General features: G+C 61.7%; 26 protein-coding genes. 13 read left to right on the forward strand and 13 right to left on the reverse strand.

The features are described 5' to 3' along the window. Positions 1 to 75 precede the first annotated feature (75 nt). The 5 genes from LIY45_RS16065 to def are packed head-to-tail and all read right to left on the reverse strand — an operon-like array spanning position 76 to position 4,632. A complete protein-coding gene (locus tag LIY45_RS16065; RefSeq protein WP_226476891.1) occupies positions 76 to 387 on the reverse strand; it encodes a hypothetical protein in 312 nt (103 codons plus the stop codon). An 18-nt stretch (positions 388 to 405) separates the two neighbouring features. Further along, on the reverse strand, positions 406 to 1,779 hold the full coding sequence (gene trkA, locus LIY45_RS16070; RefSeq protein WP_003213611.1) for a Trk system potassium transporter TrkA: 1,374 nt from the start codon (positions 1,777 to 1,779) through the stop codon (positions 406 to 408). 22 nt (positions 1,780 to 1,801) lie between these two features. Beyond that, positions 1,802 to 3,112: a 16S rRNA (cytosine(967)-C(5))-methyltransferase RsmB gene (gene rsmB / locus LIY45_RS16075; RefSeq protein ID WP_226476892.1), complete on the reverse strand. Its 1,311-nt coding sequence runs from the start codon at positions 3,110 to 3,112 to the stop codon at positions 1,802 to 1,804. Next, entirely contained in the window at positions 3,109 to 4,068 is a 960-nt protein-coding gene (gene fmt / locus LIY45_RS16080) for a methionyl-tRNA formyltransferase (RefSeq protein ID WP_226476893.1), read from the reverse strand. The genes rsmB and fmt overlap by 4 nt, the downstream gene beginning before the upstream one ends. 57 nt (positions 4,069 to 4,125) lie before the next feature. Beyond that, a complete protein-coding gene (gene def / locus LIY45_RS16085) occupies positions 4,126 to 4,632 on the reverse strand; it encodes a peptide deformylase (protein ID WP_003213617.1) in 507 nt (168 codons plus the stop codon). A 150-nt stretch (positions 4,633 to 4,782) separates the two neighbouring features. Here def and LIY45_RS16090 point away from each other — a divergent pair, with 150 nt between their 5' ends. From LIY45_RS16090 to LIY45_RS16100, 3 genes are all read left to right on the forward strand, one after another. Then, entirely contained in the window at positions 4,783 to 5,571 is a 789-nt protein-coding gene (locus LIY45_RS16090) for a peptidoglycan-binding protein (protein ID WP_226476894.1), read from the forward strand. Between the two features lie 63 nt (positions 5,572 to 5,634). After that, entirely contained in the window at positions 5,635 to 6,729 is a 1,095-nt protein-coding gene (gene dprA / locus LIY45_RS16095) for a DNA-processing protein DprA (RefSeq protein WP_226476895.1), read from the forward strand. 54 nt (positions 6,730 to 6,783) lie between these two features. Further along, on the forward strand, positions 6,784 to 7,341 hold the full coding sequence (locus LIY45_RS16100; protein ID WP_003213622.1) for an L-threonylcarbamoyladenylate synthase: 558 nt from the start codon (positions 6,784 to 6,786) through the stop codon (positions 7,339 to 7,341). Positions 7,342 to 7,471: 130 nt separating this feature from the next. On the opposite strand, the gene LIY45_RS16105 is transcribed toward LIY45_RS16100, so the two are convergent. After that, entirely contained in the window at positions 7,472 to 8,449 is a 978-nt protein-coding gene (locus tag LIY45_RS16105) for an NADPH:quinone reductase (RefSeq protein ID WP_226476896.1), read from the reverse strand. A gap of 158 nt (positions 8,450 to 8,607) precedes the next feature. Between LIY45_RS16105 and hemF the strand changes: the two genes are divergently transcribed. Together hemF and aroE are read left to right on the forward strand one after the other, a co-directional pair. Next, entirely contained in the window at positions 8,608 to 9,537 is a 930-nt protein-coding gene (hemF, locus tag LIY45_RS16110) for an oxygen-dependent coproporphyrinogen oxidase (RefSeq protein ID WP_017477929.1), read from the forward strand. After that, positions 9,537 to 10,355, forward strand: a complete 819-nt coding sequence (gene aroE / locus LIY45_RS16115; RefSeq protein ID WP_226476897.1) for a shikimate dehydrogenase — start codon at positions 9,537 to 9,539, stop codon at positions 10,353 to 10,355. Before hemF ends, aroE begins: the two co-directional genes overlap by 1 nt. A gap of 115 nt (positions 10,356 to 10,470) precedes the next feature. On the opposite strand, the gene LIY45_RS16120 is transcribed toward aroE, so the two are convergent. The 3 genes from LIY45_RS16120 to betC all read right to left on the reverse strand — a co-directional run bounded on the left by LIY45_RS16120 (position 10,471) and on the right by betC (position 14,656). Next, positions 10,471 to 12,039 (reverse strand): SulP family inorganic anion transporter, encoded by a 1,569-nt coding sequence (locus tag LIY45_RS16120; protein WP_226476898.1) that lies wholly within the window; start codon positions 12,037 to 12,039, stop codon positions 10,471 to 10,473. Between the two features lie 165 nt (positions 12,040 to 12,204). Further along, entirely contained in the window at positions 12,205 to 13,125 is a 921-nt protein-coding gene (choX, locus tag LIY45_RS16125; protein ID WP_226476899.1) for a choline ABC transporter substrate-binding protein, read from the reverse strand. Positions 13,126 to 13,141: 16 nt separating this feature from the next. Next, positions 13,142 to 14,656, reverse strand: coding sequence for a choline-sulfatase (gene betC / locus LIY45_RS16130; RefSeq protein WP_226476900.1), 1,515 nt, complete (start codon positions 14,654 to 14,656; stop codon positions 13,142 to 13,144). Between the two features lie 103 nt (positions 14,657 to 14,759). On the opposite strand from betC, the gene LIY45_RS16135 reads away from it, so the two are divergent. The 6 genes from LIY45_RS16135 to LIY45_RS16160 all read left to right on the forward strand — a co-directional run bounded on the left by LIY45_RS16135 (position 14,760) and on the right by LIY45_RS16160 (position 20,432). Next, complete coding sequence (locus LIY45_RS16135; RefSeq protein WP_226476901.1) at positions 14,760 to 15,710, forward strand: LysR family transcriptional regulator; 951 nt, start codon at positions 14,760 to 14,762, stop codon at positions 15,708 to 15,710. 31 nt (positions 15,711 to 15,741) lie between these two features. Continuing rightward, positions 15,742 to 16,068: a DOPA 4,5-dioxygenase family protein gene (locus LIY45_RS16140; RefSeq protein ID WP_226476902.1), complete on the forward strand. Its 327-nt coding sequence runs from the start codon at positions 15,742 to 15,744 to the stop codon at positions 16,066 to 16,068. Between the two features lie 102 nt (positions 16,069 to 16,170). After that, positions 16,171 to 17,139 (forward strand): 2-dehydro-3-deoxygalactonokinase, encoded by a 969-nt coding sequence (locus LIY45_RS16145; RefSeq protein ID WP_226476903.1) that lies wholly within the window; start codon positions 16,171 to 16,173, stop codon positions 17,137 to 17,139. A gap of 13 nt (positions 17,140 to 17,152) precedes the next feature. Further along, complete coding sequence (locus LIY45_RS16150) at positions 17,153 to 17,773, forward strand: 2-dehydro-3-deoxy-6-phosphogalactonate aldolase (protein ID WP_003213643.1); 621 nt, start codon at positions 17,153 to 17,155, stop codon at positions 17,771 to 17,773. Positions 17,774 to 17,806: 33 nt separating this feature from the next. Continuing rightward, positions 17,807 to 18,955: a galactonate dehydratase gene (gene dgoD / locus LIY45_RS16155; protein WP_003213645.1), complete on the forward strand. Its 1,149-nt coding sequence runs from the start codon at positions 17,807 to 17,809 to the stop codon at positions 18,953 to 18,955. 172 nt (positions 18,956 to 19,127) lie between these two features. Beyond that, positions 19,128 to 20,432, forward strand: a complete 1,305-nt coding sequence (locus LIY45_RS16160) for an MFS transporter (RefSeq protein WP_017477938.1) — start codon at positions 19,128 to 19,130, stop codon at positions 20,430 to 20,432. Positions 20,433 to 20,556: 124 nt separating this feature from the next. On the opposite strand, the gene LIY45_RS16165 is transcribed toward LIY45_RS16160, so the two are convergent. The 3 genes from LIY45_RS16165 to trpB form a co-directional block, all read right to left on the reverse strand. Next, positions 20,557 to 21,003, reverse strand: coding sequence for an anti-virulence regulator CigR family protein (locus LIY45_RS16165; RefSeq protein ID WP_063033726.1), 447 nt, complete (start codon positions 21,001 to 21,003; stop codon positions 20,557 to 20,559). Positions 21,004 to 21,142: 139 nt separating this feature from the next. Beyond that, positions 21,143 to 21,952, reverse strand: coding sequence for a tryptophan synthase subunit alpha (trpA, locus tag LIY45_RS16170; RefSeq protein WP_010168557.1), 810 nt, complete (start codon positions 21,950 to 21,952; stop codon positions 21,143 to 21,145). Next, the gene (gene trpB, locus LIY45_RS16175) at positions 21,953 to 23,179 is read right to left on the reverse strand and encodes a tryptophan synthase subunit beta (protein WP_010168558.1); all 1,227 of its coding nucleotides are present in this window, start codon (positions 23,177 to 23,179) and stop codon (positions 21,953 to 21,955) included. A gap of 109 nt (positions 23,180 to 23,288) precedes the next feature. Between trpB and LIY45_RS16180 the strand changes: the two genes are divergently transcribed. Next, entirely contained in the window at positions 23,289 to 24,185 is an 897-nt protein-coding gene (locus tag LIY45_RS16180; RefSeq protein WP_226476904.1) for a LysR family transcriptional regulator, read from the forward strand. Here LIY45_RS16180 and LIY45_RS16185 read toward each other — a convergent pair. Next, positions 24,182 to 24,508 carry a DUF883 family protein gene (locus LIY45_RS16185; RefSeq protein ID WP_003170746.1) on the reverse strand — a complete coding sequence of 109 codons (327 nt, stop codon included), beginning with the start codon at positions 24,506 to 24,508 and terminating at the stop codon, positions 24,182 to 24,184. The genes LIY45_RS16180 and LIY45_RS16185 overlap by 4 nt on opposite strands. Before the next feature lie 156 nt (positions 24,509 to 24,664). Here LIY45_RS16185 and LIY45_RS16190 point away from each other — a divergent pair, with 156 nt between their 5' ends. Beyond that, positions 24,665 to 24,880: a dodecin gene (locus LIY45_RS16190; protein ID WP_017477941.1), complete on the forward strand. Its 216-nt coding sequence runs from the start codon at positions 24,665 to 24,667 to the stop codon at positions 24,878 to 24,880. Positions 24,881 to 24,905 lie beyond the last annotated feature (25 nt).

A 24,905-nucleotide genomic window follows, 5' to 3' on the forward strand; every position in this document is an offset into this window, starting at 1 on the left:
GATGGCATCACCTCGGTGTAACTGAAGGACCGAGTTGCCTGCATCGCAGGCAAGCCAGCTCCCACAGGAATCTCTTCAGGCTTGGCGGTCGAGTTTCTTCAGGAACACCGTCATTTCTTTTTCGGCCTGCTTGTCGCCATGGGCCTGGGCCGCTGTAATCCCCTGCTCCCACGCCAACCGCGCCGCAGTATTATCACCCTGCCCCAACTGCGCCTTGCCCAACAGCTTCCACGCCGCCGAATACTTCGGATCAAACTCGACGCACTTCTGCAAATGCTCCGCCGCCTTGGCATTGTCCTTCAGATCCAGATAACCCTTGCCCAAACCAAACCGCAGCAGTGAATTATCCACACCCTTGGCGAGCATTTTTTCCAGGGATTCGAGCATGTCGGTCACTCCGTTTGATCAGAAAAAGCTCAGGCCCACGTGGAACAGCTTCTCCACATCGCGGATATGTTTTTTATCCACAAGGAACAGAATCACATGGTCGCCCGTGGCGATCACCGTGTCGTCGTGGGCGATGATCACTTCTTCATCGCGAATGATTGCGCCAATGGTAGTACCCGGCGGCAAGCCAATATCGCGGATCGCCTTGCCAATCACCTTGCTCGACTTCGAGTCGCCGTGGGCAATCGCCTCGATGGCTTCCGCCGCGCCCCGGCGCAACGAGTGCACGCTGACGATATCGCCGCGCCGCACGTGGGCCAGCAAGGTGCCGATGGTTGCCAGTTGCGGGCTGATGGCGATGTCGATATCGCCGCCCTGGATCAGGTCGACGTAGGCCGGGTTATTGATGATGGTCATCACCTTCTTCGCCCCCAGCCGCTTGGCCAGCAACGACGACATGATGTTGGCTTCGTCATCGTTGGTCAGGGCCAGGAAGATGTCGGCGTCGGCGATGTTTTCTTCCAGCAGCAGGTCACGGTCCGAGGCACTGCCTTGCAGGACCACGGTGCTGTCGAGGGTGTCGGACAAATACCGGCAGCGTGCCGGATTCATCTCGATGATCTTCACCTGATAGCGGCTTTCAATGGCCTCGGCCAGGCGCTCGCCGATCTGCCCGCCGCCGGCGATGACGATGCGTTTATAGGTCTCATCCAGACGGCGCATTTCGCTCATCACCGCGCGAATGTTTGCTTTGGCGGCGATGAAAAACACCTCGTCGTCAGCCTCGATCACCGTATCGCCCTGAGGCAGGATCGGCCGGTCGCGACGGAAGATTGCCGCCACCCGTGTCTCGACGTTGGGCATGTGCTCGCGCAACTGGCGCAGTTGCTGGCCCACCAACGGCCCGCCGTAGTACGCCTTGACCGCCACCAGCTGCGCCTTGCCTTCGGCGAAGTCGATCACCTGCAAGGCGCCCGGGTGTTCGATCAGGCGCTTGATGTAGTGGGTCACCACCTGTTCCGGGCTGATCAGCACGTCCACCGGGATCGCGTCGTTGTCGAACAGCCCGGCGCGGGTCAGGTAGGCCGCCTCACGCACCCGGGCGATTTTGGTCGGGGTGTGGAACAGGGTATGGGCGACCTGGCAGGCGACCATGTTGGTCTCGTCACTGTTGGTGACCGCCACCAGCATGTCGGCATCGTCGGCACCGGCCTGGCGCAGCACCGTAGGAAACGAGGCACGGCCCTGTACGGTACGGATGTCCAAACGGTCGCCCAAATCCCGCAGGCGCTCCGCGTCGGTGTCGACCACGGTGATGTCGTTGGCTTCGCTGGCCAAATGCTCGGCCAGCGTACCGCCGACCTGCCCTGCGCCGAGGATGATGATTTTCATCCGGTCACTCCCTTAAAACCATTCAGCCGCGAGCGGCGGCAATCTTGATCAGCTTGGCGTAATAGAACCCGTCGTGGCCGCCTTCCTGGGCCAGCAACTGGCGGCCATGAGGCTGCTTGATCCCGGCCTGGATGTCGAGGTCCAGTTCCCGTGCGCCGCTGGTGCGGGCCAGGAAGGCTTCGATGACTTCGGTGTTTTCGGTGGGCAGCGTCGAGCAGGTGGCGTACAGCAGGATGCCGCCGACTTCGAGGGTCGGCCACAGCGCGTCCAGCAACTCGCCTTGCAGCACGGCCAAGGCGGCGATGTCGTCGGGTTGGCGGGTCAGTTTGATGTCCGGGTGACGGCGGATCACGCCGGTGGCGGAGCACGGGGCGTCCAGCAGGATGCGCTGGAAGGGCTTGCCGTCCCACCAGGTGGCGGTGTCGCGGCCGTCGGCGGCGATCAGTTCGGCGCTCAGGCCCAGACGCGCGAGGTTTTCCCGCACGCGCACCAGGCGCTTGGCTTCCAGGTCGACGGCGACGACGCCGGCCAGGTCCGCTTGCACTTCCATGATGTGGCAGGTTTTGCCACCGGGGGCGCAGCAGGCGTCCAGCACTCGTTGGCCAGGCGCCAGGTCCAGCAGGTCAGCGGCCAGTTGCGCGGCTTCGTCCTGCACGCTGATCCAGCCTTCGGCGAACCCGGGCAAGTTACGGACATCACCCGGTTCTGTAAGAACGATGCCGTCCTGACTGTAGACACAGGCCGTGGCGGCTACACCGGCTTCGCCAAGCAACGTGAGATAAGCGTCGCGGGTGTGATGACGGCGATTGACCCGCAGGATCATCGGCGGGTGCGCATTGTTGGCGGCGCAGATGGCTTCCCATTGCGCGGGCCAGAATGCCTTCAGGGATTTTTGCAGCCAGCGCGGGTGAGCGGTGCGCACCACCGGATCATGTTCCAGCTCGGCCAGCAGCGCTTCGCTTTCGCGCTGGGCGCGGCGTAGCACGGCGTTGAGCAAGGCCTTGGCCCAGGGCTTTTTCAGCTTGTCGGCGCAACCCACGGTTTCGCCGATGGCGGCGTGGGCCGGCACGCGGGTGTAGAGCAGTTGATAGAGGCCCACCAGCAGCAGTGCTTCGACATCGGCATCTGCCGCCTTGAACGGCTTTTGCAGCAGTTTGGCCGCCAGCGCCGACAAACGTGGCTGCCAGCGGGCGGTGCCGAAAGCCAGGTCTTGGGTAAAGCCGCGATCACGGTCTTCGACTTTATCCAGTTGGGTCGGCAACGAACTGTTGAGGGAAGCCTTGCCGTTGAGTACGGCGGCCAGGGCCTTGGCGGCGGCCAGACGTGGGTTCATTGAGCGTCCACCGCTTGGCCGAGGACGATACCTACGGCAAATTTCTCACGGCGGCTGTTGAACAAATCGCTGAAGTTCAGCGCCTTGCCGCCGGGCAATTGCAGACGGGTCAGGCACAGCGCCTGTTCACCGCACGCTACCAGCAGGCCGTCCTTGCTGGCGCCGATGATCTCGCCGGGGGCTCCTTTGCCATCGGCCAAGGTGGCGGCCAGTACTTTCAAGGCTTCGCCATTGAGGGTGCTGTGGCAGATCGGCCACGGGTTGAAGGCGCGTACCAGGCGTTCCAGCTCAACGGCCGGGCGGCTCCAGTCGATGCGGGCTTCATCCTTGTTCAGTTTGTGGGCGTAGGTGGCGAGGCTGTCGTCCTGTACTTCGCCTTCCAAGGTGCCGGTGGCCAGGCCGGTGATGGCTTGGATTACAGCCGGCGGGCCCATTTCGGCGAGGCGATCGTGCAGGCTGCCGCCGGTGTCTTGACCGGTGATCGGGGTGATAACTTTCAACAGCATCGGGCCGGTGTCCAGGCCCGCTTCCATGCGCATCACGGTCACACCACTTTCGGCGTCACCGGCTTCAACGGCACGCTGGATCGGTGCCGCACCACGCCAGCGAGGCAGCAGCGAGGCGTGGCTGTTGATGCAACCCAGGCGCGGGATATCCAGCACGGCCTGGGGCAGGATCAAACCATACGCCACTACCACCAGCAGGTCCGGCTTCAGCGCAGCCAGTTCGGCCTGGGCGTCGGCGTTGCGCAGGGTTGGCGGCTGCAGCACGACAATGTTGTTCTCAAGTGCAAGCTGCTTGACCGGGCTGGGCATCAGCTTTTGCCCACGACCGGCCGGGCGATCGGGCTGGGTGTAGACCGCCACGATTTCATACGGGCTGGCGAGCAGGGCCTTGAGGTGTTCGGCGGCGAATTCGGGGGTGCCGGCAAAAACGATGCGCAGTGGCTCGGTCATGGGAAACGTCTCACAAAAGAAAAAGGCTTGCCGGAGCAAGCCTTTGAAAGAAGGGAATCAAGCTTGCTGGCGATGCTTCTTTTCCAGCTTCTTCTTGATCCGGTCGCGTTTAAGCGTGGACAGGTAATCGACAAACAGCTTGCCGTTGAGGTGGTCGCATTCGTGTTGGATGCACACCGCCAGCAGGCCTTCGGCAATCATCTCGAACGGCTTGCCGTCACGGTCCAGGGCCTTGATCTTGACGCGCTGGGGACGGTCGACGTTCTCGTAGAAGTCCGGCACCGACAGGCAGCCTTCCTGATACTGGCCCATCTCGTCGGTCAGGGTTTCGAACTCAGGGTTGATAAACACCAGGGGCTCGCTGCGGTCTTCGGACAGGTCCATGACCACGACGCGTTGATGCACGTCGACCTGGGTCGCGGCGAGGCCGATACCTGGGGCTTCATACATTGTTTCAAACATGTCATCGACCAACTGACGAACCTTGGCGTCCACTACGGCCACTGGCTTGGCGATGGTGCGCAGGCGTGAGTCCGGAAATTCGAGGATGTTCAAAATAGCCATAAGCGTAATTGCTGCACATGTGAGGTAAAGGCAAGTCGGCGCCGGGGATGGACCCCTGCTGTACCGGAGTAAGTGCCGTGGGAGAACGTCCGAGAGCCGCGAAGGCCAAGGCGTTTCACGCGAATGCACATAATAAAGGAGATTCACCCCATGAGGAAATCGCTACTCGTCTTGCTGCTGTGGGCCCAGGCCGTTGTTGGCCAGGTTCCCGCGAGCTTTCCACAGGCGGGTCAACCGCTGCCGCTTCATACGCAACAAGCCATCCAGCGCTTTTTACTGCACAACCGCATTCTCGATTCGCCCCAGGAACTGGACCACGCTCCCTATATTGTTGCAGCAGATGCCGGCCGAGTGTTGGGCGCCAATGGCGAGCGTGTTTATGCGCGGGGCGTACTGGACCCTGCCGTCCCAAGCTATGGAATCTTTCGCCGGGGCAAGGCCTACACCGACCCTGATAGCCAGGAATTGCTGGGCATCAACGCTGACGACATTGGCACCGCACGTTTTGTGACAGCGGGCGACGTCAGCACATTGGGTGTGCAGCGGGTGACCCAGGAGGTGCGTCCCGGGGACCGGTTGCTCAGCCAGCAAGCAGCCACCGACCTGGCCAGTTTGGTGGTTCAGTGGCCTGCCCGCGCCATTGCCGGGCACATCATTGACGTGCCCCGGGGCGTGACGCAGGTCGGCGTGCTGGATGCCGTGACGTTGAACAAGGGACGCCGTGACGGCCTGATGGAAGGTCATGTGCTGGCCGTGGTGAAAGCCGGAGAAACCCTTCGCGATCAAGTGACCGGCGCTCCGGTGAAGGTGCCTGACGAACCTGCCGGGAAGCTATTGGTGTTTCGCACCTACGAAAAGCTCAGCTACGGCCTGGTGCTCAGCGCGTCGCGTTCGCTGGCGGTAATGGACCGTTTTGAGGCGCCTGATCAAAGGCAATAATTAGGTTGCTAAATAAGTTACCAACAGAGTTATCCACAGCTTGTTCCGATCAAGGACGATCAAATGTTACCGACGAATAACCGCGAAATTTCCCCAGCAGAACTGGAAGCCCGACTACGCTTGCACAGGCTGCCGGAACTGGGTCCCAAGGGCTTTAAAAAACTTATCGAGGCCTTTGGTTCTGCGTCAAAAGCCATCAGCGCACCGGCGAGTGCCTGGCGTTCTCTTGGCCTCAAGGTGGCCAGCACCGATGCCCGGCGTTGCGAGGAAGTACGTGATGGCGCCAGTGCGGCATTGGCCTGGCTGGAGCGTCCGGCCCAGCATTTGCTGATGTGGGACCAACCCGACTACCCGGCATTGCTCGCAGAATTGGATGACGCGCCCCCGCTATTATTCGTCGCCGGCAACCCGGCGATTCTGGAAAAACCGCAATTGGCGATGGTTGGCAGCCGTCGTGCCTCCAGGCCAGGAATGGACACCGCCGCCGCGTTTTCCCGCAGCCTGGCGAGTGCCGGTTTTGTCATCACCAGTGGCCTTGCCCTGGGTATCGACGGCGCTGCTCACCAGGCGGCTTTGGATGTCGGTGGACATACAATTGGCGTACTGGGCACCGGGCTCGAAAATTTTTATCCACAGCGCCACCGACGCTTGGCCGAAGCGATGATTGCCCAAGGCAGCGCCGTGGTTTCCGAGTTTCCGTTGGACGCCCCGCCACAAGCCGGTAACTTCCCGCGACGTAACCGCATAATCAGCGGCCTGTCTCTTGGGGTGCTGGTGGTGGAAGCCAGTATGGCCAGCGGTTCGCTGATCACTGCTCGGTTGGCGGCGGAGCAAGGCCGCGAGGTATACGCCATCCCCGGCTCGATCCATCACCCCGGGGCCAAAGGCTGCCATCAATTGATTCGAGATGGTGCGGTGCTGGTGGAAACCATCGAACACATTTTCGAAAACCTGCGCGGTTGGCAGGCACTGTCCCGCCCGGCGCCGATTGCGGTCACTCACCCACTGGTGGCGCTGTTGCACGCGGCGCCCCACACCAGTGAAGCCTTGGCGATTGCCAGCGGGAGGGCCTTGTCCGAGGTGCTGGCCAGCTTGACGGAACTGGAGCTGGAAGGCCGGGTAATCTGCGAAAGCGGGCGCTGGCTTGCGCGCGGCTAGGTTTTGTAACGAAGATCGGTAAACTGCGCAGAGCTTTAGTCCGGAGAGTGAGTAATGGTCAACAGGTGGCGTGTGCGAGAAGCCGCACGAGAAATTCGCGCAGGCGCGGTGATTGCCTATCCAACCGAGGCAGTCTGGGGCCTGGGCTGTGACCCTTGGAACGAAGAGGCCGTGGATCGGTTGCTGGCGATCAAAGGCCGGTCTGTGGATAAGGGGCTGATCCTGATTGCCGACAACATCCGTCAGTTCGATTTTCTCTTCGAAGACTTTCCCGATGAGTGGATGGACCGCATGGCCAGTACCTGGCCTGGCCCGAATACGTGGTTGGTGCCCCATCAGGACTTGTTGCCCGAGTGGATTACCGGGGTGCATGACACAGTGGCGTTGCGGGTGACTGATCATCCGCAAGTGCGGGATCTGTGCTCGCTGGTCGGGCCATTGATTTCCACCTCGGCCAACCCACAGGGCCGCCCGGCGGCGCGCACGCGGATTCGTGTGGAGCAGTATTTCCGTGGGCAGGTGGATCTAGTGTTGGGCGGGAATCTTGGGGGGCGGAAGAATCCGAGTCTGATTCGGGATCTGGCGACGGGTGAGGTTGTGCGCCCTTCCTGAGACCGAGTCGCCTGCATTCGCGAGCAAGCCCGCTCCCACATTCGGCCGCATTCCAAAGGCGGAGCGCATTCAAATGTGGGAGCGGGCTTGCTCGCGAAGAGGCCCTCAAACCCGCTGAAAATCCAACGCCCTATGGCAACAGAATGGTCGACCCAGTCGTCCGCCGCGCCGACAACTCCGTCTGCGCCTTCGCCGCATCCCCCAGCGAAAACCGCTGATTAATATCAATCTGCAACTTGCCACTGATGATCATCGAAAACAGATCATCCGCCATTGCCTGCAGGTTTTCCGGGTTGTTGGCATAAGTCGCCAGGGTCGGCCGGGTCACATACAGCGAACCTTTCGCCGCCAGAATCCCCAGGTTAACCCCATCCACAGCCCCCGAAGCATTCCCAAAACTCACCACCAACCCGCGTGGCGCCACGCTGTCCAAGGACGTGAGCCAGGTGTCCTTGCCTACACCGTCGTACACCACCGGGCATTTCTTGCCGTCAGTCAGTTCCAGCACGCGCTGTGCGACGTTTTCCTTGCTGTAGTCGATGGTTTCCCAGGCACCAAGGGATTTGGCCAACGCTGCTTTTTCCGGCGAACTGACGGTACCGATCAGCTTCACACCCAAGGCCTTGGCCCATTGGCACGCCAGCGAGCCCACGCCACCGGCCGCGGCGTGGAACAGAATGGTTTCACCGCCCTTCAACTCATAGGTCTGGCGCAACAGGTACTGCACCGTCAGGCCCTTGAGCATCGCGCCGGCGGCCTGTTCGAAGCTGATGTCGTCCGGCAGGTGCACCAGGTTGGCAGCCGGCAGCACATGCAATTCGCTGTACGCACCCAGCGGGCCACTGCCATAAGCCACGCGATCACCGACCTTGAATTGAGTGACTTCGCTACCCACCGCATCAACCACGCCAGCGCCTTCAGCGCCCAGGCCCGACGGCAAGGCCGGTGGCGCGTACAGGCCGCTGCGGAAATACGTGTCGATGAAGTTCAGGCCAATGGCCTTGTTCTGCACGCGAACCTGCTGCGGGCCGGGTTCTGCCGGGGTGTAGTCCACATACTCAAGTACTTCGGGGCCGCCATGGGCACGGAACTGGATACGTTTGGCCATCTGCACTCTCCTTAAGTCATTTCGCGTAGCCCCCTATCGGACTCCTAAGCTTGATCTTCGTCAACTGTGGCAGTAGTGGGTGCAGTGGTATCCTGTGCGCCCATTTGCCGCCGACGCCCAATGGCCTCGCGTAGCTTTGCCCGATTCAAGGTGATGTCATGACTACCCGCACCGAGGCTGTCAAAGCCTACCTGCTCGACCTGCAAGACCGCATTTGCAGCGCCCTGGAAACCTTTGAGACGGACACTCGCTTTATCGAAGACGCCTGGACCCGGCCTGCCGGCGGCGGTGGTCGTACCCGTGTGATCGAAAACGGTTCGGTGATCGAAAAAGGCGGCGTTAATTTTTCCCACGTGTTTGGCAGCGGCCTCCCACCGTCCGCCAGTGCCCATCGCCCGGAATTGGCTGGTCGCGGTTTTGAAGCCCTCGGCGTGTCGCTGGTGATCCACCCGCACAACCCCCATGTGCCGACTTCCCACGCCAACGTACGGTTTTTCATCGCTGAAAAAGAAGGCGAAGAGCCGGTATGGTGGTTCGGTGGCGGCTTCGACCTGACGCCCTACTACGGCAACGAAGAAGACTGCATCCACTGGCACCGCGTCGCCGAGCAGGCCTGCGCGCCGTTTGGCCCGGACGTGTACTCGCGCTACAAGGCCTGGTGCGACACCTACTTTCACATCAAGCACCGCAACGAACCCCGGGGCATCGGCGGTTTGTTCTTCGATGATTTGAACGAGTGGGACTTCGACACCAGCTTCGCCTTCATGCGCGCCATCGGCGACGCCTACATTGACGCCTACCTGCCAATCGTCCAGCGCCGCAAGGCCATGGCCTATACCGAGCAGCAGCGCGAATTCCAGGAATTCCGCCGTGGCCGCTACGTCGAGTTCAACCTGGTCTATGACCGTGGCACTTTGTTCGGCCTGCAATCAGGCGGGCGCACCGAGTCGATCCTGATGTCGCTGCCGCCGCAAGTGCGCTGGAGCTATGACTGGAAAGCCGCGCCCGACAGTGAAGAAGCGCGTCTCACCGACTACTACCTGCAAGACCGCGACTGGCTGGGCGTGCTGCCCAAGGCGGCGGTCTGATGGATCGTTATGTCGTTTTCGGCAACCCCATCGGCCACAGCAAGTCGCCACTGATTCATCGCCTGTTCGCCGAACAAACTGGCGAGCAACTGGACTACAGCACCTTGCTCGCGCCGTTGGAGGATTTCACCGGCTGTGCAAAAGCATTTTTCGCACAAGGCCGTGGTGCCAACGTCACCGTGCCGTTCAAGGAAGAGGCCTATCGCCTGGCCAACACCCTGACCGAACGGGCCCAACGGGCCGGTGCGGTGAATACCTTGAGCAAGCTCGCCGATGGCAGCCTGTTGGGGGACAACACCGACGGCGCCGGCCTGGTGCGGGATTTGACGGTGAATGCCGGGTTCAGCCTGCAAGGCAAACGCATTCTGCTGCTGGGGGCTGGTGGTGCGGTGCGCGGTGCGCTGGAGCCGTTGCTGGCTGAGCAGCCGGCTTCGCTGATCATCGCCAACCGCACTGTGGAAAAGGCCGAATTGCTTGCCGAGCTGTTCGACGACCTCGGCCCGGTGTCCGCCAGCGGTTTCGACTGGCTGCGTGAGCCGGTGGACCTGATCATCAACGCCACGTCCGCCAGCCTGTCAGGCGATGTACCGCCGATTGCGGGTAGCCTGATCGAACCCGGAAAGACTTTTTGCTACGACATGATGTACGGCAAAGAGCCTACGGCGTTCTGCCGCTGGGCCAGTGAGCAGGGCGCAGCGGTGGCAATGGATGGCCTGGGAATGTTGGTGGAGCAGGCGGCGGAAGCGTTCTACCTGTGGCGCGGCGTGCGCCCGGATTCGGCCCCGGTATTAGCTGAACTGCGTAGGCAACTGGCCTGAAGCAAATCCAAATGTGGGAGCGGGCTTGCTCGCGAATGCGGTGGATCAGTCGATACATACGGCGACTGTCACACCGCATTCGCGAGCAAGCCCGCTCCCACAGGTTTAACTGCATTCAGTCTTCGAAATGGATGGGGCATTTATCGGCCCCTTCCAGTTTCTTCAACTCTTCCACCACCTGCGGCCGGGCCTTGCGCAACGCCAGGCTGCGCCCCACTCCATTCAATCGGCGTGCCTCCTGGTGCAGCATCTCCACCCCGGAATAGTCGATAAAGTTGATCTGCTGTGCCTCGATCACCACCCGCTGGCCGTGCAGGCTTTGCAGCCGTACTTGCAGGTAATGGCTGGCGCCGAAAAAGATCGAGCCGCCGACCCGCAGCACATCGTCCTCACCGTCACGCCATTGCTGGACTCGCGGTTGCGAGGTGCGCTTGAGGTAGAAAAACAGCGACGCCAGCACACCCGCATAAATCGCCGTCTGCAATTCCAGCAGCAGCGTGGCGATGCAGGTCAGGCCCATTACCACGAACTCTGCGCGGCTGACCCGGAACAGGGCCCGAATACCGCGATGGTCCACCAACCCCCAGCAAATCAGCAGGATGCTCGCGGCCATGCTCGGGATCGGAATATGGGCGATCAGTGCCGCGCCGAACAACGCAAACAGCGCCACCCACAGCGCAGAAAACACCCCCGCCAGCGGTGAACAGGCGCCTGCCTCATAACTCAGGCCCGACCGGGTGAAGGAGCCCGCCGACAAGTACCCGGAGAAAAATCCGCCGACGATGTTGGATAAACCCTGGGCGCGCACTTCCTGATTCGCATCGAGCAATTGCTGGGAGCGGGCCGACAGTGAGCGCGCAATCGACAGGCTGGTCACCAGCCCCAGCATGCCCACCGCCACGGCACTCGGCAGCAGGCGCAGGACCAAGTCCAGGTCCATCGGCAGCGGGCTGAACGGTGGCAGCTTGCCGACAAATGAACTGACCAACGCCACCTGCCCGAACATCGCCGGCCATAGCCAAGGAATGAGGCTACCCAAGGCCAGCGCGATCAACAGTGTGGGCCAGCGCGGCACCCACAATTTCAGCAGCACCCCCACCAGCAAGGTGCCGAGCCCGAGCACCAGTGACGGATGATTCCATTCCCCGGCATGGTTGATCAGTGCCAGCAGGCTGTTGATCGCCGTGGCCTGGCTGGGCAGGTCCAGCCCCAACAGATTGGGCAATTGCCCCAGGGCGATTACCACCGCCGCGCCGAGGGTGAAGCCCAGCACCACTGAATGTGAAACGAAGTTCACCAGGGCACCGAAGCGCAGCATCCCCAGCAGCCATTGGAAGACGCCGGCCAGGAAGGTCAGCAACAGGATGAGCGTGATGTAGTCCTGGGACCCGGGCACGGCCAGCGGGCTGACACTGGCGTAGAGCACGATGGAAATCGCCGCCGTGGGACCGCAGATCAGGTGCCAGGAAGAGCCCCACAAGCAGGCGATCAATACCGGGATGATCGCGGCGTACAGGCCGTACTCCGGTGGGAGACCGGCGATCAGCGCGTAGGCAATGGACTGGGGTAATGCCAGGACTGCGCCGCTCAGGCCGACGACCGCATCCCGCCCGACGCTGGCGCGGGTTTGGCGCGGGAGCCAGCTGAGGAAGGGGAAGAGTGTGTGGCGGTTGGGCCAGGGCATTGGCAACTCGGTTGAAGAGGTTTGAATCAGAGTATCAGGCTCATGATGATCGTTCCCACGCTCTGCGTGGGAATGCCGTCGTGGACGCTCTGCGTCCGCTCTTGAGTCGTGACGCGGAGCGTCACCGGATGCGTTCCCACGCAGAGCGTGGGAACGATCAGTGCATCAGAGTTTGGCTTTTACGGCGGCCAATGCATCCTGGCCGTCGACGGTTTTAACCCCGTCCAGCCACTTGTCCAGCACCGCCGGATTCGCCTTGATCCACGCCTTCGCCGCGTCCGCATTACTCACCTTCTTGTTCACCACCTCCGCCATGATGGCGTTCTCCATCTCCTGGGTGAAACTCAGGTTGGTCAGCAATTTGCCCACATTCGGGCAGGCCTGCGCATACCCTTTGCGGGTCAAGGTATACACGCTGCCGGTGTCACCAAAGTACTTTTCCCCGCCCTTGAGGTAATGCATCTTCAGCTGCACGTTCATCGGGTGCGGCGTCCAGCCGAGGAAGGTCACGAATTTCTGCTTCTTCACCGCCCGGGACACCTCGGCCAGCATCGCCTGTTCGCTGGACTCGATCAGCTTCCACTGGCCCAGGTCAAAGTCGTTTTTCTTGATGATTTCCTGCAACGAGATGTTTGCCGGCGCCCCCGAACCGATGCCGTAGATTTTCTTGTCGAATTTGTCGGCAAACGTGTTCAGGTCGGCAAAATTATGCACCCCGGCGTCCCACACATAATCCGGCACAGCGAGGGTGAACTCGGTGCCGTCGAGGTTCTTCGCCAGTTGCACCACATCGCCATTGGCCACGAACTTGTCGTAGAAGCCCTGCTGCGCCGGCATCCAGTTACCCAGGAACACATCCACCTGGCCGTCCTTGAGCCCGCCAAAGGTGATCGGCACCGCAAGGGTATCGACCTTGGCCTTGTAGCCCATGCCGTTCAACAGGAAACCGGTAATGGCATTGGTGGCGGCGATATCGCTCCAGCCCGGATCGGCCATCTTCACGGTGTCGCAGCTTGAGTCCGCGTAGGCGCCGGCACTGCTCAATGCCAGCAGCGCAACGCTCAACACGGTGGATAACTTTTGCATGGCCTTCCCCTCAGTTTTATTGGTTTTGGCAGGGTTGTGGAAAACGTGCCTTGCGCTCCAGATCGTCGAGGTCGATATGGTTGCGCATGTATTGCTGACTGGCGTCTACCAGTGGCTGGTGGTCCCAGCTCTTCAGCTTGCCTTGGGTCAGCGCCTCGAACACCAGGCGGCGACGGCGTTGGCTGGCGAGCACCTGCTGGTGGATCGCCGGGATGTCCCATTTGGCCCGCGCCTCACGCAAAAACGCCTCGAACAGTGGCCGGTGTTCCGGTGACTGGCTGAGTTCTTCCTGCTCGTGCGGGTCGTTGTGCACATCGAACAATAGGCAAGGATCGTCCTCGCTGTAGATGAACTTGTAGGCGCCACGGCGAATCATCATCAGCGGGCTGATGGTGCCTTCGGCCATGTACTCGCCGAACACTTCGTCGTGCCCGCCCTGCCCTTGAAGGTGCGAAACCAGCGAGCGGCCGTCCAGTGGCAGCCTCGGGTCCAGCTCGCCGCCGGCCAGTTCCACCAGGGTGGGCAGCAGGTCGGCGGTGGACACGGCGGCGGTTACTCGCCCGGCCGCAAACTGCCCCGGCGCGCTGATCAGCAACGGCACCCGGGCGGCCATTTCAAACCAGTGCATTTTGTACCAGAGCCCGCGCTCGCCGAGCATGTCGCCGTGGTCGCCGGAGAAAATGATGAGGGTGTCATCGGCCAGGCCCGTGTCTTCCAGGGTTTGCAGCAGCTTGCCGACGTTACTGTCGATGTAGCTGCACGCGCCGAAGTAGGCGCGGCGCGCATCGCGGATCTTGTTCAGCGGCAGCGGCTTGTCCCACAGGTCATAGACCTTGAGCAGGCGTTGGGAGTGAGGGTCGAGATCTGCTTGTGGCGGCGTTGTGGGCAACGGGATGTCGTTGTCGTCGTACAGGTCCCAGAACGGCTTGGGAATGGTGTACGGGTCGTGTGGGTGGGTCATCGACACGGTCAGGCAGAACGGCTGGTCGCCGTCCTCGCGGATATGGTCGAACAGATACTGCTGGGCCTTGAACACCACCTCTTCGTCGAAATCCAGCTGGTTGGTGCGCACGCAGGGCCCGGCTTGCAGCACCGACGCCATGTTGTGGTACCAGGTGGGACGCACGTCCGGCTCATCCCAGTTCACGGCCCAGCCATAGTCGGCCGGGTAGATGTCACTGGTCAGGCGTTCTTCATAACCGTGGAGCTGGTCGGGGCCGCAAAAATGCATCTTGCCCGACAACGCGGTGCGGTAGCCGAGGCGACGCAGGTAGTGGGCATAAGTCGGCACGTCGGCGGGGAAATCGGCCGCGTTGTCGTAGGCGCCGATCTTGCTCGGCAACTGCCCACTCACCAGGGTAAAGCGCGATGGCGCACACAGCGGGCTGTTGCAGTAAGCGGCGTCGAACACCACGCCCTCAGCGGCGAGGCGGCTCAAGTTCGGCAGTTTGATAGGCGAAGGACCGTAGAACGGAAGCATCGGCGCGGCCATCTGATCGGCCATGATAAAAAGAATGTTCTTGCGCTTCATGGTTTCGCGGCATTCCATAGTCAACGTTTATGCGAATGAGCATGCAGGCCATGGAAAACGTGGTAAAGCCCATGAGAAGCAATGTCTAGGATAAGCCCCGCGTATGTATGAATCCCTCGGTAACCTGTCACTCGATCTGCTGCGCGCGTTTGAAGCCGCAGCGCGCCAGCGCAGCTTTACGGCGGCGGCGATGGAACTGGGCACCACTCAGCCGGCCATCAGCCAGCAGATCAAGCGCCTGGAAGAACAGCTGAAGGTGCGCCTGTTTGATCGTATTTATCGGGGCATTGAGCTGACCGACGCAGGCGCCTTGTTGTTCGAGCAGGTGCAGGCCGGCTTGCAGAGCATCAACCAGGGCCTGAGCGCGATTGCCGAGCAGGACCAACACGAAGTCCTGCAGGTGGCGACGGACTTTGCCTTCGCCGCCTATTGGCTGATGCCGCGCCTGCACCGTTTCCATGAAGCCAACCCGCAGGTGGACGTGAGCCTGGTCACCAGCGAGCGCAACCACGCCGCGTTGCGCAGCGATATCGATGTGGCGGTGCTGTTCGGCGACGGCCGCTTCAAACAGGGCGACAGCCTGTGGCTGTTCAACGAAGAAGTGTTCCCGGTGTGCAGCCCGCAGTTGCTCCAGGACCGCAGCGCGCCGCTGCCGGTGCAGAGCCTGCTGGAGTTTCCGTTATTGCACCTGCGCCAGCAAAACAACAACCAGTGGTTCGACTGGAGCGGTGTGTTTCGCGAGCTGGGCATCACCACCGCGCCCACCCCGGGCCAGTTGCGTTTCGACAATTACACGCTGTTGATCCAGGCCGCGATCGCCGGCCAAGGCGTGGCCATCGGCTGGCGCCACCTTGTGGATAACTTGCTCGAGCAAAAGTGGCTGTGCCGGCCGATTGGCGACACGGTGATCTCACGCTTCGGCTATTACGTGGTGCTGCCCCAGCGCAAACGCCGCAGCCAGTTGATCGAACGTTTCGTCGACTGGCTGTTGGCCGAACAAGCCAGCAGCGCACAATCACTGACCGGCCTGGCCCTGCCGTCCATTGCGGTCTAGGATTTGCCGATCATTGAGGCCGGAGCCTGTCATGCAACGTATCAAGGGCTACCACGCCCATATCTACTTCGACGCCAGCACCATCGACCAGGCGCGCAAACTCTGCGAGGACGCCGCGCAGATGTTCCCGCTGCGCATGGGCCGCGTGCATGAACGCCCGGTGGGCCCGCATCCGGACTGGAGCTGCCAGTTGGCGTTCGAGCCTGAATACATCGGCGTCGTACTGCCGTGGCTGGCCCTCAACCGCAACGGCCTGGTGGTGTTCCTGCACCCGACCACCGGCGACGACCTCAAGGACCACACCGACCATGCGATCTGGATGGGGGCGATGCGCACCTTGGACCTGTCGAATTTCTAAGTCTGTGTATTCCCTATATATGGGACTGATATTTATATATTGAGACTTTGCCGGTCTTGGGTTTATATTCGCCTCATCCGCTCAGAACACTCAGGTGAAGCGATGCAGGCGCAATTGATCGCGCTCGATTGGGGAACCAGTTCCCTTCGTGCTTATAAGCTCGGCCCGGCAGGCGTCGTGATCGAACGACGCACCCTGGCGTCGGGGATCATGCACCTGCCCACCGAACCCCGGGACATTGCCGGTGTTCGCTGCAGCAATGGCTTTGAGCTGGCCTTCGACGCGGCCTGCGGTGACTGGCTCGACGCCCGGCCCGGCCTCCCCGTCATCGCCTGCGGCATGGTGGGCAGCGCCCAGGGCTGGAGCGAAGCGGCTTACCGCGATACCCCGGCCGACGTCTCTACCCTCGGCCAGGCACTGCATGTTGTCAGCAGCCTGCGGGGCACGACGGTGCACATCGTGCCCGGCGTGATCCAACGTGGCGCCTTGCCCAATGTGATGCGCGGCGAAGAAACCCAGGTGCTTGGCGTGCTGCAAAGCTTGTCCGCCACTACCGGCAGCGACGTACTGATCGGCCTGCCGGGCAGCCATTCCAAGTGGGTCGAGGTGGTGGAAGGCTGCATCACCCACTTCGATACCTTCATGACCGGCGAGCTGTTTGCCGTGCTCAGCCAACACAGCATTTTGGGGCGTACCCAGCGACCTTCCGAAGCGTTCCAGGCGGCGGCTTTTGATCGCGGCGTGCAGGTGGCGCTGTCGTCGGACGGCCAGGCCGGCCTGTTGTCGACCTTGTTCAGCGCCCGCACCCTGGGATTGACCGGCGAGCTGGCGCCCGAGGAGCAGTCCGACTATTTGTCCGGCCTGATGATCGGTCACGAACTCATGGGCTTGCGCACCCGCCAGAATGCCCAACAGCGCGACATCGTGCTGGTGGGCACCACCCAACTCTGCACCCGCTACCAGCGTGCACTCCAACTTTGTGGCTTCCCCCACGTGACCCTGGCACAGGAGGCTACTGAGCGTGGTCTTTGGCAGTTGGCCATGGCGGCGGGGTTGCTGCCTGCAACCTGACGAGAGGCCCGACATGCTCAAGCAAGCACTGACACACAACGGTTTGATCGCGATCCTGCGCGGCCTGCGACCGGAGGAGGCGTTGGCGATCGGCGAAGTGTTGTACACCGCAGGCTTCAGGGTCATCGAAGTGCCGCTCAACTCACCGGATCCTTATTCCAGCATTCGCATCCTGCGGGACAGCCTGCCCGCCGATTGCCTGATCGGCGCCGGCACCGTGCTGACCCCGGAACAGGTTGATCAAGTGAAAGCCGCCGGCGGCCAGGTCATCGTCATGCCCCACAGCGATGCCAAGGTGCTGCGGGCCGCCAAGGCTGCGGGCCTGTACCTGTCGCCGGGTGTCGCCACGCCCACCGAAGCCTTTGCCGCGCTGGCCGAAGGCGCCGACGTGCTGAAGCTGTTCCCCGCCGAGCAAATGGGCCCGGCGGTGGTCAAGGCCTGGCTTGCGGTACTGCCGGCGGGCACGGTGCTGCTGCCGGTGGGCGGCATCACCCCGGACAACATGCAGGTATTTTTCGACGCGGGCGTCAAAGGCTTCGGCCTGGGCTCCGGGTTATTCAAGCCGGGCATGAGCGTCGCCCAAGTGGCGAGCAACGCCCAGGCCTACGTCGCGGCCTGGCATGCCTTGGGCTGATCAGCGTTCTCCATCTACAAGAGAGATAAGAAGATGAAAATCACCAAACTGACCACCTTCATCGTCCCGCCGCGCTGGTGCTTCCTCAAGGTTGAAACCGACCAGGGCGTGACTGGTTGGGGCGAGCCCGTGGTCGAGGGCCGCGCCCACACCGTGGCTGCCGCCGTCGAAGAATTGTCCGACTACTTGATCGGTAAAGACCCACGCAATATCGAAGACATCTGGACGGTGCTCTACCGCGGCGGTTTCTACCGTGGCGGCGCGATCCATATGAGTGCCCTCGCCGGTATCGACCAGGCGCTGTGGGACATCAAGGGCAAGGCCCTCGGCGTGTCGGTCAGCGACCTGCTGGGTGGCCAGGTGCGCGACAAGATCCGCGTGTACTCGTGGATTGGTGGCGACCGCCCGGCCGACACTGCCCGCGCCGCCAAGGAAGCCGTGGCCCGTGGTTTTACTGCGGTGAAAATGAACGGCACCGAAGAACTGCAATTCCTCGACAGCTTCGAAAAAGTCGACCAGGCCCTGGCCAACGTTGCCGCCGTGCGTGATGCGGTAGGCCCCAACGTCGGCATCGGCGTCGACTTCCATGGCCGGGTGCACAAGCCCATGGCCAAGGTGCTGATGAAGGAACTCGACCCCTACAAACTGATGTTTATCGAAGAACCGGTGCTCAGTGAAAACTACGAAGCACTGAAAGAACTGGCGCCGCTCACCAGCACCCCGATTGCCCTTGGCGAGCGCCTGTTCTCGCGCTGGGATTTCAAGCGCGTGCTCAGCGAAGGCTACGTCGACATCATCCAGCCGGATGCGTCCCACGCCGGCGGTATCACCGAAACCCGCAAGATCGCCAACATGGCCGAAGCCTACGACGTAGCCCTCGCCCTGCACTGCCCGCTCGGCCCGATTGCCCTGGCGGCGTGCCTGCAGCTGGACGCGGTTTGCTACAACGCGTTCATCCAGGAACAGAGCCTGGGCATTCACTACAACGAGAGCAACGACCTGCTGGATTACGTACGTGATCCGGGTGTTTTCGACTACGACCAGGGCTTCGTGAAGATCCCCAACGGGCCGGGCCTGGGCATCGAGATCAACGAGGAATACGTGATCGAGCGCGCGGCCATCGGGCATCGCTGGCGCAACCCGATCTGGCGCCATGCCGACGGCAGCTTTGCGGAGTGGTGATTTCCTCCTGAAGAAACACCGTCATTGTGGGAGCTGGCTTGCCTGCGATAGCGGTGAGTCAGCTTGCATCTGCGGCACTGACACTCCGCTATCGCAGGCAAGCCAGCTCCCACAGGGATCGCGTTTCTTCAGTAAGACCTGTCCTCAATAACCATAAGAAGAGGCAACCCCCATGCAATCCGAGTCCTTCACCGGGCAGGCTTCTTTAGTCACGCCCAGCCGAAAGCGCTTCTTCATCATGGTGCTGCTGTTTATCACTGTGGTGATCAACTACCTGGACCGCAGCAACTTGTCGATTGCCGCCCCGGCCCTCACCAGTGAGTTGGGGATCGACCCGGTGCATGTCGGGCTGATCTTCTCCGCGTTCGGCTGGACCTACGCCGCCATGCAGATTCCCGGCGGCTGGCTGGTGGACCGGGTGCCGCCGCGCATTCTCTACAGCGTCGCCCTGCTGCTGTGGTCGGTGGCTACGGTGATGCTCGGCTTCGCCGCCAGCTTCATCGCGCTCTTCGTATTGCGCATGGCGGTGGGTGCCCTGGAAGCCCCGGCCTATCCGATCAACAGTCGCGTGGTGACCACCTGGTTCCCTGAGCGTGAGCGAGCCACGGCGATTGGCGTCTACACCTCCGGGCAGTTTGTCGGGCTGGCGTTTCTCACGCCGGTATTGGCCTGGCTGCAACACGCTTTTGGCTGGCACATGGTGTTTGTCGCCACCGGCGGCGTGGGCATTGTGTGGGCGTTGATCTGGTACGCCGTGTACCGCGAGCCACGGGATTTCAAAGGCGCCAATGCGGCGGAAATCGAGCTGATCCGCGAAGGTGGCGGTTTGGTGGATATCCAGGCGCAGGCGGCCAAGGCACCGTTCAGTTGGGTCGACCTCGGCATCGTCCTGAGCAAGCGCAAGCTGTGGGGGATCTACCTGGGGCAGTTCTGCCTGAATTCCACGCTGTGGTTTTTCCTGACGTGGTTTCCGACCTACCTGGTGAAATATCGCGGCATGGACTTCATCAAGTCCGGCCTGCTGGCGTCGCTGCCGTTTCTGGCGGCGTTTGTCGGGGTGCTGTGTTCGGGGGTGTTTTCCGATTGGCTGATTCGCCGGGGAGCGTCGGTAGGGTTTGCGCGCAAGTTGCCGATCATTGGCGGGCTGTTGATCTCCACGGCGATCATCGGCGCCAACTTTGTTGACTCCACGGCGTGGGTGATTGCCTTTCTGGCGGTGGCGTTTTTCGGCAATGGCCTGGCGTCGATCACCTGGTCGCTGGTGTCGACCCTGGCGCCGGCGAGATTGCTGGGGCTGACGGGTGGGGTGTTTAACTTCATCGGCAATCTGTCGGCGATTACCACGCCGATTGTGATTGGCTTTCTGGCGACAGGGGATTCATTTGCACCGGCGATTACCTATATCGCGGTGCTGGCGTTGCTGGGGGCGCTTTCGTACATCTTGTTGGTGGGCAAGGTCGAGCGCATCGAACTTTAGAGGACTGATAAGTATCTGTGGCGAGGGAGCTTGCTCCCGCTGGAGTGCGCAGCGCTCCCAGGATTTTGGGGCCGCTGCGCAGCCCAGCGGGAGCAAGCTCCCTCGCCACAAAAGCAGTCCGGCTCTAGTACAGCGCGCCATCCAGAATCTGGTAGACGATGCTGGTGCCAATCGCGATCAGCACGATGTCCCCGCCCGAGCGGCGCCATTCGTAGCCAGGGTATTGCGGCAGGTGCGACAGGGCCCGAGGGTCCAGGCGCTCGCCGTAGTAGTTCGGCGGCAGGCGCTGGCCGCGCACCAGGTGGATGCCGGGAGGCGGCGGTGCGCCACGGCGGAAGTCGCCATGGTTATCGCGGATCACTTGCCGAACAGGGCCGAAGTCCTGAGGAGGCCCGCCACGGTGATTGTCCTGGGGCCCGCGGCGGTCATCGCCACGGTGATCGTTCTGTTGGCCTTGAGGGCCGCCACGGTCAGGTCCGCCACCTTGGTCGTACGGTGCGGCTTGCACCAGGGCGCTGGCGCCGAGCAACAGCACACCCAGACCGGCTATCACACGTTTAGGCATCTTCATCAGGGGTTTCCTCAACTGCACAAACAACAAAAAGGGATTTCGAACCGGGTTCGAAATCCCTTGGTCTTGTCAGTTTAGGTGCTGATTTGCCAGCATGATTCCTCTGTATCAGAAACTTTACCTACGGCTTACGAGGCGCTTACTTACGTGCGTTGCGTACACCTTCCGACAGCGCTGAACACAGGGTCAATACACCGTCGATGGCCTGTTGATCGTTGCTGGCATTGGCGATGTGATCGATCAGTGCCGAACCCACCACCACACCGTCTGCCAGGCGGGCGATTGCAGCGGCCTGCTCCGGGGTGCGGATACCAAAACCGATGCTGATCGGCAGGTCGGTATGCCGACGCAGGCGCGTCACGGCTTCTTCGACGTGTTCCAGGGTCGCGGCGCCGGCACCGGTCACACCGGCCACCGAGACGTAGTACACAAACCCGGAGCTGCCGTTGAGCACGGTCGGCAGGCGCACGTCGTCGGTGGTCGGCGTGGTCAGGCGGATAAAGTCGATACCGGCAGCCTGGGCCGGGTCGCACAGCTCGCCGTTATGTTCCGGAGGCATGTCGACCACGATCAGGCCGTCGACGCCGGCTTCTTTGGCATCGCTGATGAAGCGTGGCACGCCGTACATGTGGATCGGGTTGAAGTAGCCCATCAGCACCAGCGGCGTATCGCTGTTGTCCTTGCGGAACTCGCGAACCATTTGCAGGGTTTTCGTGAGGTTCTGCTTGGCGGTCAGTGCACGGATGTTGGCCAGTTGAATCGCCGGGCCGTCAGCCATCGGGTCGGTGAACGGCATGCCCAGCTCGATCACGTCGGCGCCGGCCGCCGGCAAGCCCTTGAGGATCGCCAGCGAGGTGTCATAACCCGGGTCGCCGGCGGTGACGAAGGTCACCAGGGCGGCGCGGTTTTGTTCTTTCAGTTGCGCAAAACGTGTTTGCAGGCGGCTCATTTAGTGTTTCTCCTGCTGAGACTGTTCCATATGGTGCATCACGGTCTGCATGTCTTTGTCGCCACGACCGGACAGGTTCACCACCATCAGGTGATCCTTCGGCAGGGTCGGTGCGCGTTTGAACACTTCAGCCAGGGCGTGGGCGCTTTCCAGTGCAGGAATAATCCCTTCCAGGCGGCAGCATTTGTGAAAGGCGTCGAGGGCTTCGTCGTCGGTCACCGAGGTGTACTGGACGCGGCCGATGTCATGCAACCAGGCGTGTTCAGGGCCGATGCCCGGGTAGTCGAGGCCGGCGGAAATCGAGTGGGCGTCGATGATCTGGCCATCGTCGTCCTGCAACAGGAAGGTGCGGTTGCCGTGCAGCACGCCCGGCACACCGCCGTTGAGGCTGGCCGCGTGCTTGCCGGTCTCGATGCCGTAGCCAGCGGCTTCAACGCCGATGATTTCGACGCTGGTGTCATCCAGGAACGGGTGGAACAGGCCCATCGCGTTGGAACCGCCGCCGATGCACGCTACCAGGCTGTCGGGCAGACGGCCCTCCTGGGCTTGCAGTTGGGTACGGGTTTCCTTGCCGATCACCGCCTGGAAGTCGCGAACCATCGCCGGGTACGGGTGCGGGCCGGCCACGGTGCCGATCAGGTAGAAGGTGCTGTCGACGTTGGTGACCCAGTCACGCAGGGCTTCGTTCATCGCGTCTTTCAGGGTGCCGGTGCCAGCGACTACCGGGATCACTTCAGCGCCCAGCAGCTTCATGCGGAATACGTTGGCCTGCTGGCGCTCGATGTCGGTGGTGCCCATGTAGATCACGCATTGCAGGCCAAAACGCGCGGCGACGGTGGCCGTGGCCACACCGTGCATGCCGGCGCCGGTCTCGGCGATGATGCGCTTTTTGCCCATGCGTCGTGCCAGCAGGATCTGGCCGATGCAGTTGTTGATCTTGTGGGCGCCGGTGTGGTTCAGCTCTTCGCGCTTGAGGTAGATCTTGGCGCCGCCGCAGAACTCGGTCAGGCGTTCGGCGAAATACAGCGGGCTTGGGCGTCCGACGTAGTCGCGCTGGAAGTACGCCAGTTCTTCATTGAAGGCCGGATCGATCTTGGCCGCTTCGTATTCGCGGGCCAGATCAAGGATCAACGGCATCAGGGTTTCCGCCACGTAGCGGCCGCCGAACGAACCGAACAGGCCATTGGCGTCTGGGCCGTTGCGTAAATCGGTCTGGGTCTGAGTCATGGGACGCTCCAGGTAGAAAATGTGTAAGAGGCAATGACGGTCACTCTACCCCTGACGCTTGCACGTGAAAACCGATAAGATCGCCACAACCTGTCAGGAAAACTCACAGATGAGCCGAGACTTACCACCGCTGAACGCCTTGCGCGCATTCGAGGCGACCGCACGCCTGCACAGTGTGAGCCAGGCCGCTGAGCAGCTGCATGTGACCCATGGCGCGGTCAGTCGGCAGCTCAAGGTATTGGAAGAACACCTTGGCGTCAGCCTGTTCGTCAAGGATGGGCGCGGCCTCAAACTCACAGATGCCGGTGTCCGTCTGCGGGATGCGAGTTTCGAGGCGTTCGAGCGTCTGAGGGACACCTGCGCCGAACTCACACAAAGCAGTGCAGATGCGCCGTTTGTGCTCGGCTGCTCCGGCAGTCTGCTGGCACGCTGGTTTATTCCGCGTTTAGGGCGCCTGAACGCCGATCTGCCGGATTTGCGCCTGCACCTGTCAGCGGGCGAAGGCGATCTCGACCCGCGCCGCCCCGGGCTGGATGCGCTGTTGGTGTTCGCCGAGCCGCCGTGGCCGGCGGATATGCAGGTGTACGAATTGGCCAGTGAGCGCATCGGCCCGGTCATGAGCCCGCGATTTGCCCATTACGAGCGTTTGCGCCAGGCACCTGCCCAAGCCCTGCTGAATGAAACCCTGTTGCACACCACATCACGCCCACAAGCCTGGCCCAGTTGGGCGCAGCACCATGGGATCGAGGCTGGCGCGTTGAAGTACGGTCAGGGTTTCGAGCATTTGTATTATTTGCTGGAGGCGGCGGTGGCGGGGCTGGGGGTGGCGATTGCGCCAGAACCGCTGGTGGCAGAGGACCTGCGAGCGGGTCGCCTGGTTGCGCCGTGGGGTTTCAGTGAAACCCCGGCGCAACTGGCGTTGTGGCTACCCAAGCGCGCCGCAGATGGGCGCGCCCGGCAACTGGCGCAGTGGCTCAAGGCTGAGCTTAAGCGCCAGGACGTTTAGTCGCCGCGTTTGCACAGCAAGTAAGCCGCCAACAGACCCAGCGCGCCGACGGCGACGCCAGCGGTAGTCCATGGGTGCTCTTGCGCGTAGTCCCGTGTCGCTACACCGGTTTCGCGGATTTTGACTTTGCTTTCTTCGTAAGCATCGCTGATCAGGTGACGGGAATGCTTGAGGGCGTTCTCGGCATTGCTTTTCAGGGCCTTCAAGGTTTTTCGCGACTCGTCAGAGGCATCGTCCTTGAGGCTTTCCAGAGATTTGAGCAGGCTCGAAATCTCGGCTTCCATGCTTTCCAATGACGCTTTGCGTAAAGAGGTGTTGGCCATGTGGGCTCTCCTGGAGTGATTGAGTGGCGTGTGTTGTTTCCGACTGCGGCGGTTTCAGAAAGTGCAGTAAATCTGAACTTTCATATGGGAATAGTCGCCAGAAGCAGTACGAGAATTCACTGCTAGGCTTCATTAACGACCCCAGGAGAAAACCTTATGAGTGATCATCACACCTACAAGAAAGTCGAACTGGTGGGCTCGTCCACCACCAGCATCGAGGACGCCATCAACAATGCCCTGGCTGAAGCCCACAAGAGCATCAAGCACTTGGAGTGGTTTGAAGTGACCGAAACCCGCGGTCATATCAAGGACGGCAAGGCCGCGCATTTCCAGGTCACCCTCAAGGTGGGGTTCCGAATTGCCAGTAGTTGACTGAGCCGGTTGAACTTGCGCGCTG

It is taken from the genome of Pseudomonas sp. MWU16-30323, assembly GCF_020515595.1.
GTDB lineage: Bacteria > Pseudomonadota > Gammaproteobacteria > Pseudomonadales > Pseudomonadaceae > Aquipseudomonas > Aquipseudomonas yamanorum.